Source organism: Kluyvera georgiana, from assembly GCF_050990895.1.
Lineage (GTDB): Bacteria > Pseudomonadota > Gammaproteobacteria > Enterobacterales > Enterobacteriaceae > Kluyvera > Kluyvera georgiana.
Window position 1 is genome coordinate 2,591,636 of sequence record NZ_CP158865.1, and the last position, 11,922, is coordinate 2,603,557.

12 protein-coding genes are annotated in these 11,922 nt (G+C 52.6%); 9 read left to right on the forward strand and 3 right to left on the reverse strand.

The features are described from left to right. Positions 1-12: 12 nt before the first annotated feature. The 4 genes from ABTW00_RS12245 (at position 13) to ABTW00_RS12260 (ending at position 4,645) form a co-directional block, all read left to right on the forward strand. A complete protein-coding gene (locus ABTW00_RS12245) occupies positions 13-729 on the forward strand; it encodes a fimbrial biogenesis chaperone (RefSeq protein ID WP_433635840.1) in 717 nt (238 codons plus the stop codon). Further along, on the forward strand, positions 695-3,037 hold the full coding sequence (locus tag ABTW00_RS12250; RefSeq protein ID WP_433635841.1) for a fimbria/pilus outer membrane usher protein: 2,343 nt from the start codon (positions 695-697) through the stop codon (positions 3,035-3,037). The genes ABTW00_RS12245 and ABTW00_RS12250 overlap by 35 nt, the downstream gene beginning before the upstream one ends. Further along, on the forward strand, positions 3,028-3,978 hold the full coding sequence (locus ABTW00_RS12255) for a spore coat protein U domain-containing protein (RefSeq protein WP_433635842.1): 951 nt from the start codon (positions 3,028-3,030) through the stop codon (positions 3,976-3,978). Before ABTW00_RS12250 ends, ABTW00_RS12255 begins: the two co-directional genes overlap by 10 nt. A gap of 100 nt (positions 3,979-4,078) precedes the next feature. Beyond that, a complete protein-coding gene (locus ABTW00_RS12260; protein ID WP_433635844.1) occupies positions 4,079-4,645 on the forward strand; it encodes a nucleotidyltransferase family protein in 567 nt (188 codons plus the stop codon). A 308-nt stretch (positions 4,646-4,953) separates the two neighbouring features. On the opposite strand, the gene ABTW00_RS12265 is transcribed toward ABTW00_RS12260, so the two are convergent. Beyond that, entirely contained in the window at positions 4,954-5,724 is a 771-nt protein-coding gene (locus tag ABTW00_RS12265) for a DeoR/GlpR family DNA-binding transcription regulator (RefSeq protein WP_433635845.1), read from the reverse strand. A 246-nt stretch (positions 5,725-5,970) separates the two neighbouring features. On the opposite strand from ABTW00_RS12265, the gene ABTW00_RS12270 reads away from it, so the two are divergent. Beyond that, positions 5,971-6,489, forward strand: a complete 519-nt coding sequence (locus ABTW00_RS12270; RefSeq protein WP_433635846.1) for a phosphoribosyltransferase — start codon at positions 5,971-5,973, stop codon at positions 6,487-6,489. Positions 6,490-6,682: 193 nt separating this feature from the next. Here the strand turns inward: ABTW00_RS12270 and ABTW00_RS12275 are convergent, their stop codons facing one another. Beyond that, the gene (locus ABTW00_RS12275) at positions 6,683-6,955 is read right to left on the reverse strand and encodes a hypothetical protein (RefSeq protein ID WP_433635848.1); all 273 of its coding nucleotides are present in this window, start codon (positions 6,953-6,955) and stop codon (positions 6,683-6,685) included. Between the two features lie 491 nt (positions 6,956-7,446). Here ABTW00_RS12275 and add point away from each other — a divergent pair, with 491 nt between their 5' ends. After that, entirely contained in the window at positions 7,447-8,448 is a 1,002-nt protein-coding gene (gene add, locus ABTW00_RS12280; protein ID WP_433635849.1) for an adenosine deaminase, read from the forward strand. Positions 8,449-8,492: 44 nt separating this feature from the next. Here the strand turns inward: add and ABTW00_RS12285 are convergent, their stop codons facing one another. Beyond that, positions 8,493-9,533: an oxidoreductase gene (locus ABTW00_RS12285; protein ID WP_433635850.1), complete on the reverse strand. Its 1,041-nt coding sequence runs from the start codon at positions 9,531-9,533 to the stop codon at positions 8,493-8,495. Between the two features lie 236 nt (positions 9,534-9,769). Between ABTW00_RS12285 and blr the strand changes: the two genes are divergently transcribed. The 3 genes from blr to ydgT all read left to right on the forward strand — a co-directional run bounded on the left by blr (position 9,770) and on the right by ydgT (position 11,901). Continuing rightward, on the forward strand, positions 9,770-9,913 hold the full coding sequence (gene blr, locus ABTW00_RS12290; RefSeq protein ID WP_064545672.1) for a division septum protein Blr: 144 nt from the start codon (positions 9,770-9,772) through the stop codon (positions 9,911-9,913). 117 nt (positions 9,914-10,030) lie between these two features. After that, a complete protein-coding gene (locus ABTW00_RS12295; RefSeq protein ID WP_433635852.1) occupies positions 10,031-11,401 on the forward strand; it encodes a GH1 family beta-glucosidase in 1,371 nt (456 codons plus the stop codon). Positions 11,402-11,685: 284 nt separating this feature from the next. Beyond that, positions 11,686-11,901 (forward strand): transcription modulator YdgT, encoded by a 216-nt coding sequence (gene ydgT, locus ABTW00_RS12300; protein WP_064545676.1) that lies wholly within the window; start codon positions 11,686-11,688, stop codon positions 11,899-11,901. Positions 11,902-11,922: the final 21 nt, after the last annotated feature.

The window sequence follows — 11,922 nt, forward strand, 5'->3', positions numbered from 1 at the left end:
AGGGTGAAACCGATGAAGCATTTACTGATTGCGGCGGCGATCGCGGCCTCCGGCTCCCTGCTGGCCCTACCTTCAGCGGCGGCTACGCTTCAGGTTTATCCGGTTAACATCGGCTTTTGCGCGGGTGAAACCGCGCAGGCCGTTTACGTGAAGAACACCGGCAGCGCGGCGATTGGCGCACAAATTCGCGCCTATGCCTGGCATCAGCAAAATAACGAAGAAATGCTCAGCGAGACCGGGGATCTTGCGGTCAGCCCGCCGATGACCAATATCCCCGCAGGCCGCCAGCAGCTGATCCGGGTGATTGTTCCAGCGCCACTTACCGGCGGCGACGAACGCGCCTACCGTCTGGTGGTTGATGAACTCCCGGGCGCCAATAATATGGCGCCCAAAGATGGCGTGCGCTTTTTACTGCGCTACTCCATTCCGGTATTCGTTAACTGCAACGCACAGCCGCCCAATCCGCAGGACCTCGTTTTTAGCCTCGACCGCTCGGCTCACCCGGTCATGCTTAAGGTACGTAATAACGGCGCGCAGCATATTAAGCTCGGCAATCTCACCCTGCTCTCCGGCGGCAAACGCCAGGTGATGAGCCAGGGGCTACTGGGGTACGTATTGCCCCACAGTGAAAAGGAATGGCCTTTACCTAATGGAATCAGCAGCGCGTCATCCTTGTCACTGAATTTAAATGATAATGAGCAAAAACAGACCTTTAACCTTACACCTTAAAACGCTGCCAATCTGGTTTCTGGTCTGTTTTCACGCGCATGCCGCGGCCGCTGAGACACTCTATCTGACCGCCGTCATTAACGGCCAGCCGATTAAAGGCTTCGTGAAGGCCAAAAGTATTGATAATAAACTGTTTATTGCCGTCAGTGATGCCCGCAAACTGGACATCAAAACCGCCTCGCTGCCCCTGGAGAAAGGCTACGTCGATTTCAGCTCGCAGGACGGGCTGAACGTCACGTTCGATAACCTGAACCAAAGCATCAATATCGTCGCCAGCCAGGACTGGCTTGGCCGCGACAGTCTGCTGACCAACGACAACGGTTCACACCTGATTCATGCCGACCAGCTTTCTCCGCAGGTGCGCGGCCTGGCGCTGAACTATAACGTGTTCACCAGCCACGAAAACGGCGAACAGGATGCTTCGCTATCCAGCGAGTTTCGTACCTTTGGTCTTGGTCCGGGCTTTTTCTCTACGTCGATGAATACCCAGGATTCCACCGGGTCCAATAACGCGCAAAACGGCACCCGGCGACTGATGAGCAACTGGAATTATCAGAACGTGGATAAGCTGTTTTCCATGACGCTCGGCGATAGTTTTACTTCGACACAAAGCTGGACGCATAGCGTTCGCTTTGGCGGCGTGAGCCTGGCCCATAACTATGCCACACAGCCTAATTTCAGCACCTCATCGCAGGATATTCTGACCGACAGCGTCACGCTGCCATCCACCGTCGATCTGTACGTGCGCGGCATAAAAACCTCCTCGCAAAAGGTCGAACCCGGCCAGTTCACCCTCAACACGGCGCCCATTTTTACCGGCAATGAGGGAGCCCAGGTGGTGATCACCGACATCAATGGCCAGCAGCGGGTGGTTAACCTGGATCTGTATGGCGCCACGCAGCTGCTTTCGGCGGGACTGACGACCTGGGGGATTAGCGCAGGTTGGGTAAGAGAGGATTACACGGAACGCTCCTTTGGCTACGACAACCAGTTGGTTGGCGTTGGCGACTGGCGCTACGGCCTGAGTAACAAAACCACGCTGGAAGCCCATACCGAACAGAGTACAGCGCTGCACTATCAGGGACTAGGCTGGGATTATCTGCTGTCGCCAGAGCTGGGCATCATTCACGCCAACGCGGCAAGCGGCCAGTATCGTCAGGATGGCGGTCACCAATGGGGCGCAGGCTGGCAGTGGAATAACCGTCGACTCAATCTCTCTTTTAACCATTCACAGGCGGATAGCGGCTTTCGCGATATTTCTTCTATTGCGGATAACCATCTTACCACCCGTGAAGATTCCGCATTCGCCAGCATTACCCTGGATGCTCCAGGAACCCTCGGCGTGAGCTGGGTGAGGCAAAATTACTGCGATTCATCCTCGCAGTATATCGGGCTGTCGTGGTCAAAAAGCCTGCCCCATCAGGTGAATCTCTCCTCGAGCATTACTGAAGATCTGGGCGACGAGCGCAATACCACGGTGTACCTGAATTTCAGCATGCCATTGAATAACCGCAAAGATTATCTGTCGTTGCAAAATAGTCACGATAAAGACGGTAACGCCTTGCAGGCCAGCCTGTCGCGCTCGCTGGATTCGAACAAACCAGGCTGGGGCTGGAACCTGTCGGCGCAGAATGGGAAGAGCAGCAATATGCATGCCAGCCTGCAACGCCGTACCCGCTGGAGCGATATGGCTCTCGGGATGAATCGACAGACAAGCGATAACGCGCTGTACGGTTCCCTTTCCGGCGCGTTAGGCCTGTTCTCAGGTAACCTTTACGCCACGCGTATGCTGGGCAGCGCGTTTGCCATCGTCGACACGGCCAATGTCCCGAACGTGCCGGTGTATCTCGAGCATCGGCCGGTAGGCCATACGGATAAAAACGGCAGGTTGTTCCTCAATAACCTCAATCCTTATCAGGAAAATCGGATTGATATTGATGCGTTAGGTCTGGAAGAAGACTATCGCGCGCCTTACACCGAAGAGGTAGTGATCCCCCAAACCGGCCGCGGCGCGCTCGCCCGGTTCAGCATCTATAAAACCCGGGCAGTGCTGCTGACGGTGAAAATGGCCAACGGAAAAAGCGTGCCCTTTTCCGCCCAAGTTAACGTAGAAAATAAACGCGGTGAGGCGCCAGCACGGGGGACACAACAGACCATTACCGGCTACGACGGCAAAATCTATCTTGAAGATCCCCCGGCGGGCGGCAGCCTCAAGGTACAGTGGGGATCATCCTCCTGTCGCGTAACGCTGCCGCAAAAATTCACCTCAACTCGTTCACTGGAGACGCTCAACGCACGATGTCAATAAATCGCCTTTTGGGGCTAGCAGCCCTGCTTTTCACGCTGATGTTCACGCTTAGTCCGGACGCCCGCGCGGCAAACTGCTGGAACGGCAGCCCGGCAGGGTTAAACTTTGGCACCGTCACGCCAGGGCAAAGTAGCGCCACCAGCACTAAACTCCCCTTTACCTGCAATAACTACGACAACCATAGCGAATTTGTCCGCGCCTGCCTGAAACTGATGGCTAACGACCCAATCCCGATGAGCCTGAATGAACCCTCAACCACGCCGCTCTATTTTTCGCTGTATTCGATTTACGATCTTCACCATCCGCTCAGCCAGAACGGGGATGTCTATGCACAGATTGACCTTGAGCTGGCGGCCGGACAAGGCAACGTAGAGCACGATATCCCGTTGATTGGTAAAATAAATGCCGGGCAAAACAACGTTAGCGCGGGCGATTATTATGATTACGCCACCAGCGTACAGATAAGCTACACGTCGGCCTCATCAATGCAGGCGCTGCCTTCATGCAGCGGGCTTTCCGGCACCACCGTGACCGATCAAATCAGCGCCACTGCTACCGTCAAAAATGGCTGCGAGATAGTCAACGTCGATGATATGGCCTTCGGCAATAAAAGCCCGGTTCAGGGCAGCCAGCTTCAGGCGGACGCGACGGCCAGCATCGCCATCCAGTGCCCTACTGGCACCAGCTACGCGTTAAGCATCGGCGAGGGTTTACACCCGGACGGTAGCCAGCGCCAGATCTGTAATAACGGAGAATGTCTCCGCTACGATCTCTACCAGGACGCTGCCCATACCGCGCAATGGACACCGGGCAACCCGCAAAAGCAGTACGCCAGCGGCGGGCAGCCGCAGCAGATGGTGGTCTATGGCCACGTACCGGCGCAGCAATGGCCGTCAGCGGGTGTTTATACCGACACGGTGGTGGTGACATTGACCTACTAAACGCGTGATATCGCCGCTGATGCACGGCGAAAAGTCTGCTTTCTCCTTACTGCTTTCCGCGTAATATGGAACCCGCACCTAATCGAGAAAACGCCGACCCATGAACTATTTGCCAACGCTGCACGCCCTACTTCTGAACGACGCGCTGAGGATGGAGGCGCTAATCGCCCTTCGTCGTCTTCATCTCCCCGACGGCTGGATTGGCGCCGGTTTTGTGCGCGACGCCGTTTGGGCATATCAGCATAAATACCCACGGTCTCCTGTGCCTGCGGACGTGGATGTGGTCTGGTTTAATGATTCGCAATGCTCTGAAGCGCAGGATCGCGAGCGTGAGGCAACCCTGAAGCGGCTTAGCCCCGCTTTTAACTGGTCGGTGAAAAACCAGGCGCGAATGCACCGGCGTAACGGCGACACTTCCTATCGCTCAACGGAAGATGCGCTACGTTTCTGGCCCGAGACCGCAACGGCGGTAGCCGTAAGGCTCACGGATAACCATCGTCTGGAGACGATAGCGCCCTATGGGCTTGAGGATCTGTTTGAGCTACGGCTACGGCCAACGCCGCGCTTTGAGCATGAAAAACGCGCGATTTTCCGGCAGCGGGTGGCGGAGAAGCGGTGGCTGGCAAGGTATCCTTTGTTACAGATTATTGAGGATCATCTTTACTAATCTGTTCAATACCGTGCACCAGCTGCATATTCTTCCGCGGCTCCATTAATATAATAAAAATCGTCCACCGATTAATATCGGCTAACTTGCCGATATTCTTAAATTAAAATGGAAAAAAGAGCGTCGAACTATCGCGCTGTTGGCGTGTGGTTAAGATTGTTGCTTTGGTAAAGCGCCGCCATAGTATCCTTAGCCTGGAAAGCGTAGGCCATCATCTGAATGGAGGTATGCGCAGAACTCAGTATCACGAGGGATAAAAGAGCCCGTTTTTTGTCATCAGAGAAGCAGCCTATTCTCGCCATATCACGCTAAACGGCGTGTATTTGAATATCATATTCCCGGAAAGCGTCGGCATATTGTTTACTCACGCTCTCCTCAACTACCAGAATATCAATCTGGTGGCTTTCAGCGACAATATAGCGTGCAACGGCGGGAATTTTGTTGGACGTTAGGCCGACAATAATCTCGCTGCACTGCTGGATAACCGCTTTTTTAAATTCACAATCCGCGTAGTCGAAGCCGGTCAGGCCGGACTCGGGCGCCATGGCACAACCGCCGATAAAACCCTGATCGAAGAGAATGCCCTTCAGCTGTGCCAGCGCCGGAGCGCCAACGCAGCCGCCGGATGCGCGCTGCACGCCGCCGCCCAGCATAATCACTTCACACTGCGGCTTTTTAAGCAGCGCGGTGGCGATTTCCGGTGAGTTGGTGACGACCGTGAGCGCGACGGTTGGCGGCAGCGCTTCAGCCATCGCCAGATTGGTTGTCCCGGAATCAATAAATACGCACCCGTTGGGTTTGACGAGTTGCGCACATTTCTGCGCGATTATGCTCTTTGTGTCCGCTTTGGTTGTTTTCCGCTCAACGTAATTTCCGGCCTCAGGCAGCGTTGCCACGGCTCCGCCATAGACCTTTTTACAAACACCCTCTTTGCTAAGCCCATGTAAATCACGGCGAATAGTGTGTTCGGACACGCCTAACTGCGCGGCGAGCTCTACGCAAACCACCCTGCCTTTCTCCGCCAGAATTTGGCGAATCAGTGCTTGCCGTTGATCGGGAAAAGCTGCATAATCGAGCAAAATAACTCCTTTATTCATGATAACGAGCAACAAGAAGCATGATCGTGCATTCTCAACGTCTCTGTCAACTTCCGCTCGCTGACGATTGCCATGCTGACGTACTGCTTAACGCACGGCAGTATCATAGACTGTTGTCATTGCAGGATATTAAAGATTTGATTGCGGATTTCATCAATGACGAAATGATCAACGTTTATTGACGAAATCTTATCGATGCACATAAACAAGAATGACACTGGAGTGACGATGAACCAACATACTATTGGCGATATTATTATCGATGAAGCAAGCATTGCCACTGGCGTTCGTAACGTGGCTGCGCGATTAAATAACGATTATGACGACGCCGTCGTGATTACCGTAGTTCCTGGCGGGATCCTTTATACGGCAGACCTAACCAGACAACTCAATTTCGATATTCGCATGGATTATATTTCGTGCCCACATACCCCCGGTGAACGTCACAATAGTTCGACGATTGTCTATCATCAAAATGTTGAGATTACAAATCGGCATGTCATTCTGATTGATGATGCGATCGAGTCAGGCGGAACCATGAAACGCCTTGTCGACTATATTCAGGAGAACTTTCATCCGGCCTCTATTGCCGTTGCCGTACTCTTTGTCAAGCCGGGTCGCGTCAATATTCCGGTGAAACAATACTATGCCTACGAAATGGAAAATGACGATCTGCTCGTGGGATATGGCATGCCATGGGAGGATAAATACCGAAATCGCCAAAACGTTGCCAGACTGATAAAATAACCAAATTAATCAACAAGGTATTCACGTTCAGCTAGCAGGGTAATGCAATCATTGCTTGTATTGCATTACCATTTATAGTGACAAGAGATGTTAGCCATACAACAATAAGCTATAAACGGCATCTTCACTACTAATATAAGTCGATACTGGCTGTACCAATAAATAGATAATTAATGCAGCCAGTATTTGATGATTATTTATCAAGTTTTTTCAGAATCAACATCAATTCATCAGGTTCAACGACTCGTCCTTTTGGATCAAGAATCTCATAGAAATCGCCTTTTCTGTACCACCCGTTGGTGACTAATTTATAACCATGGTCGCATAATAATTTTTGCTCAATGCTATTAAGGGAGTACACGTATCCATGTTTATGCCAGCCGGGTGTGACGCTAGCATTATCAATACGAGGTTCATCTACTTCGTAGCCATCACATGTATAGTCTTCGCCTTTGATAATTTTCATTTTCACTATTCCTTTAAGAGTTGACTTAATAACAATGCGCCATTACTGCCTGGGCCAATAACGTATATATTTAAAATAGCTCCATAGATTTGCGCCCGGTCACATTTCTGCGTATATACGAAATAATTAAGAGGGGTTTTATTCTCCAGATTTATTTCCGTTGGTAGCTATCGGCGAACAAGTTCACAAATTAATTCGAATCCTCATCGTAAATCTCAACGCCGGGATCAAACCTGGATTGCATCTGGTTTCAATATCAGCAATCTACGCGGTGGCCTTGTCAACCGGGACGGTACGCTGGAAGGCGGACATCGATAAATCGGGTTATCCGCAAACATTGCCACTCAGAGGGGCATCAAAATGCAAAGATGCTATGATTTCCCCCATAGCTCTCCCAAATTATTGTATCACCGCGTTTTTTTCAAAACTTTTAACTGGTTACTGCCCTGTTGTATAATAGTTTGCACTTTAACTAAAATAAGAGTGCTGCCATGATCGATACCAACCTGCCTTTAACTGACGTTCACCGCCACCTTGACGGTAATATTCGCCCCCAAACCATCCTCGATCTCGGCCGCCAGTTTAATCTGTCGCTGCCTGCCTCTACGCTGGAAACCTTACTGCCGCACGTGCAGGTCACCAGCAATGAACCGGATCTCGTGAGCTTCCTCAGCAAGCTTGACTGGGGGGTTAAGGTGCTGGCGTCCTTAGAAGCTTGCCGTCGCGTTGCTTATGAGAACGTAGAAGATGCGGCGCGCAATGGCCTGCACTACGTTGAGCTACGTTTTTCTCCGCGTTATATGGCGATGACCCACCACTTGCCGGTAGACGGCGTGGTCGAAGCGGTGATTGCCGGCGTAAAAGAAGGTTGCAAAGCCTTTAACGTTGAAGCGCGTCTGATTGGCATCATGAGCCGCACCTTCGGCGAAGCGGCCTGTGAAGAAGAGCTGAACGCGTTGCTGGCACACCGTGATGGCATTACCGCACTCGACCTGGCCGGTGACGAGCTCGGCTTCCCGGGCACTCTGTTCCTCGACCACTTCACTCGTGCCCGTGATGCCGGTTGGCGCATTACCGTCCATGCCGGTGAAGCTGCCGGCCCGGAAAGTATCTGGCAAGCCATTCGTGAGCTTGGCGCGGAGCGTATTGGTCACGGCGTCAAAGCGGTTGAAGATCCTGCGTTGATGGATTTCCTTGCAGAGAAACGCATCGGCATCGAATCCTGCCTGACCTCCAATATTCAGACCAGTACCGTCGCATCGCTGGCGCAGCACCCGCTGAAAACCTTCCTGGAGCACGGCGTGCTGGCGAGCCTGAATACCGACGACCCGGCCGTACAGGGGATCGATATTCAACACGAATATCACATCGCCGCCCCTGCGGCGGGATTAACTGCGGCGCAGATTCGCCAGGCGCAGATTAACGGACTGGAAATGGCCTTCCTCTCGGCTAGCGAAAAGCAGGCGCTCATCGCCCGCGTACAACGCGGATAAAAATCATCCCGGTGGCATTCGCTACCGGGATTTTCCCTGGCTCTTTATACCAGCGCCAGCGCAGCACGATGCTTCGCGGACTCAATGCCCAGCTCAATCAACTCCATGATCTGAATGGCCTGACCTGCGGGCACCGGGTTCTCACCGATGCCGTTCAGGGCATCGCGAATGGCGGCGTAATATGCGGGGTAATTACCCGGCAACGTCAGCCAGCTTTCTTCGACTCGCTCTTCACCTTCAACCGTGGTCAGAATGCCGTCGCGCATGTCATAGCCCCAATCGGCTTGCGGCAAGCGTTCACCGTTTTTCAGGCGATCTTCCTGTGGATCAAGGCCAAATTTCACGTAGCTGGCCTGCGTGCCATGGACGATATAGCGCGCCGTTTCCGCCGCAGCCAGCAGCGTGGAATGGAGCACAACGCGACGCTGTGGATAGGTCAGTACCGCATGGAAGTAGTCCGTTGCCTGCGCGCCCGGGCGAAGCTGGCCGAGATCGACATACAGGCTTTGCGGTAAGCCAAACAGGTTGACCGCCTGGTCCAGTAAATGCGGGCCTAAATCGTACCAGATGCCGCTACCCAGCCCTGCCTGTTCACGCCAGCGGGCGCGAACCTGCGGACGATAACGGTCGAAGTGTGATTCGAAATGGGAGATATCGCCTAATTTACCTTCATTAATCAGCGCTTTAACCGTTAGGAAGTCGCTATCCCAGCGACGGTTGTGGAATACCGAAAGCAGTTTGCCCTGCTGTTTTGCCAGCGTGTCCAGCTCGCGCGCTTGTGACAGTGTCACGGTGAAGGGTTTGTCGACCACCACGTTCTTCCCTGCTTCCAGCGCTGCTTTAGCCAGCGGGTAATGGGTATCGTTGGGGGTAGGAATGACAATCAGATCAATACTCGGATCGTTAAACAGCGCCTGGGGGTCGGACACCACGCTGACCGCTGGCCAGTCGGCATGTACCTTAGCGGCGTCACTGCTGGAAACAAACGCCAGTTCCATACCCGACGTGCCGACGATCAGCGGCGCATGAAATGTCTTACTGGCGTAGCCATAGCCCACCAGCCCAACGCGAATTGGATCACTCATATTGCAGCCTCACTTCTGAAGTAACGGGATTAAACTAATTTTGTAATCGATTTCTTATTTGACCTCATCTGATGATGCCGTACAACAGTTTAATAACATTATGGCCAGGCAAACGGTCGATTGTTGAAATATTAAGCATCCGTAGAATCGATTCCGCTGAAAACTTGCGTTGTGGCGCGGGCGCGCTAAGATCTTGCTCTGGCATTATTTTATCAATGGATTGTTAGATAAATTTCATGAATTCCGTATTGTCTCGTATTGTTGAACTGATTGGTTGGGTTATTCTGGGTTTTTCCGTTCTCCTGCTGTTTGTCGCGCATCACATCGACGACTATAAGTCGCCGGAACCCACGACCACCGCATCACTGCAAAAAAAGTAATTTCGACACGTTAAAAAAGTGATTCGGATCGCATCCATGCAACCGGTTTCTGAAACCGGTTGCACATCATAACGCCTCACTTTACACTCCCCTTATCACACAGATAAGGAGTGTTACATGTCTGCTTTTCCCCAAAATTTTCTCTGGGGTGCCGCTACCGCAGCGTACCAGGTTGAAGGTGCATATAACGAAGACGGCAAAGGCCCGTCCATCTGGGATATTTTCTCTCATCAACCCGGGGCCACCTACCAGGGCACCAACGGCGACGTTGCCGTCGATCACTACCATCGATTCAAAGAAGACGTTGAGCTGATGGCCGAAATGGGCCTGCAGAGCTACCGTTTTTCCATCTCCTGGCCCCGCCTGTTGCCGGAAGGCCGCGGCGAAATCAACGAAGCGGGCGTGAAGTTCTATAGCGATCTGATTGACGCGCTGCTGGCGCATAATATTGAGCCGATGATTACCCTCTACCACTGGGACCTGCCTCAGGCGCTTCAGGATGAAGGCGGCTGGGAAGCGCGTTCCACTGCGGAGGCGTTTGAAGAGTATGCCCGCCTGTGTTATTCACGCTTTGGCTCGCGGGTGAAGAAATGGGCCACCTTTAACGAAACCATCGTGTTTATTGGCCACGGCTATATCACCGGCAGCCATCCGCCGTCAGTGCGTAACCCGGCGCGCGCCATTCAGGCCTGTCACCACGTTTTTGTCGCCCACGCCATGGCCGTGAAAGCCTTCCGCGGCATGGAGATAAAAGGTGAAATTGGCTTTGTGAACGTGCTTCAGCCGCACTCGCCGCTGACCAATAGCGCGGAAGATATTGCCGCAACCGAGCTGGCGGACGCCATTCATACCCACTGGCTCTACGACCCGGTGTTGAAAGGCCGCTATCCGGATGAACTGCTGGCACAGTCGCAGGCGCTATGGGGCGTACCGCGCTTCGCGCCGGGCGATGACGAACTGCTGCGTAACAACCGCTGTGACTTTATTGGTCTCAACTACTATCGCCGTGAGACCGTTTCCGCCCAGCCGCCCAAAGAAAAAGTCAGCGGCGAACAGGGCGTCGAGGGGCTGTTCTACTTCGTGCGCAATCCGGAAAGCGTCTATACCGAATGGGGCTGGGAAATCTGGCCGCAGGGGCTGACCGATGGCATCATGATGATCAAAGAACGCTACGGCGATATTCCTATCTATATCACTGAAAACGGCCTGGGCGCGGTTGACCCGATTATCGATGGAGAAGTGGTTGATGATCCGCGGATCGACTTCCTGCGCGTACACATTGATGCGCTGGAAAAAGCAATTGAACTCGGTGCCGATGTACGCGGATATTACCCGTGGTCATTTATCGATTTGCTAAGCTGGCTCAACGGCTACAAAAAGCAGTATGGCTTTGTTTACGTCGACCATAAGCAGAACCTGGCGCGTAAACGTAAAAAAAGTTTCTTCTGGTACAAAGACGTGATTGCCAGCCGCGGCGAAAACCGCTAAACCCACCCTTTCAGGGCGTCAACCGACGCCCTGACTGCTTAAAAACGCCCTCTTTTTTGGGGTGAAATCAATAAGCACATTTTCTGTCATTGTAATTCATTCTTATTAGCCAAATAATCCGCAATATCCCACTGAGGTTGAGCGGCATACGCTGAACTCTCTATTAAAACGGATGTCGATAAACACATTGGCTATAAATGCCGCATTAACCGTCTCGTTTTCGCCCTTTTGCCCGGAAGAAAACGGTGTACGGTGAGCTTTAACATTATAATGGATGCCCTCAAATGACCGTTCTGGATTATTTATTAAAGTTCCGCAAAGTGAGTTCGCTGGATAATCTTGAAAAACTCTACGACCACCTGAACTATTCGCTGACCAACACAGAAGAGCTTATCAATATGTATCGCGCGGCCGACCATCGCCGTGCTGAGCTGGTTTCTGGCGGTCGTTTGTACGATGTTGGACAGGTTCCCAAGAACGTTTGGCGTTTTGTGCAATAATAGTTTTTTCCTCAGCGCCAG

Excerpts from the sequence above, each read along its gene's own strand:
- add (WP_433635849.1), top strand. The coding sequence starts at position 7,447 with ATGATCGATACCAACCTGCCTTTAACTGACGTTCACCGCCACCTTGAC.
- ABTW00_RS12285 (WP_433635850.1), bottom strand. The coding sequence starts at position 9,533 with ATGAGTGATCCAATTCGCGTTGGGCTGGTGGGCTATGGCTACGCCAGT.
- ABTW00_RS12245 (WP_433635840.1), top strand. The coding sequence starts at position 13 with ATGAAGCATTTACTGATTGCGGCGGCGATCGCGGCCTCCGGCTCCCTG.
- ABTW00_RS12270 (WP_433635846.1), top strand. The coding sequence starts at position 5,971 with ATGAACCAACATACTATTGGCGATATTATTATCGATGAAGCAAGCATT.
- ABTW00_RS12260 (WP_433635844.1), top strand. The coding sequence starts at position 4,079 with ATGAACTATTTGCCAACGCTGCACGCCCTACTTCTGAACGACGCGCTG.
- ABTW00_RS12255 (WP_433635842.1), top strand. The coding sequence starts at position 3,028 with ATGTCAATAAATCGCCTTTTGGGGCTAGCAGCCCTGCTTTTCACGCTG.
- ABTW00_RS12275 (WP_433635848.1), bottom strand. The coding sequence starts at position 6,955 with ATGAAAATTATCAAAGGCGAAGACTATACATGTGATGGCTACGAAGTA.
- blr (WP_064545672.1), top strand. The coding sequence starts at position 9,770 with ATGAATTCCGTATTGTCTCGTATTGTTGAACTGATTGGTTGGGTTATT.
- ydgT (WP_064545676.1), top strand. The coding sequence starts at position 11,686 with ATGACCGTTCTGGATTATTTATTAAAGTTCCGCAAAGTGAGTTCGCTG.
- ABTW00_RS12250 (WP_433635841.1), top strand. The coding sequence starts at position 695 with ATGAGCAAAAACAGACCTTTAACCTTACACCTTAAAACGCTGCCAATC.
- ABTW00_RS12295 (WP_433635852.1), top strand. The coding sequence starts at position 10,031 with ATGTCTGCTTTTCCCCAAAATTTTCTCTGGGGTGCCGCTACCGCAGCG.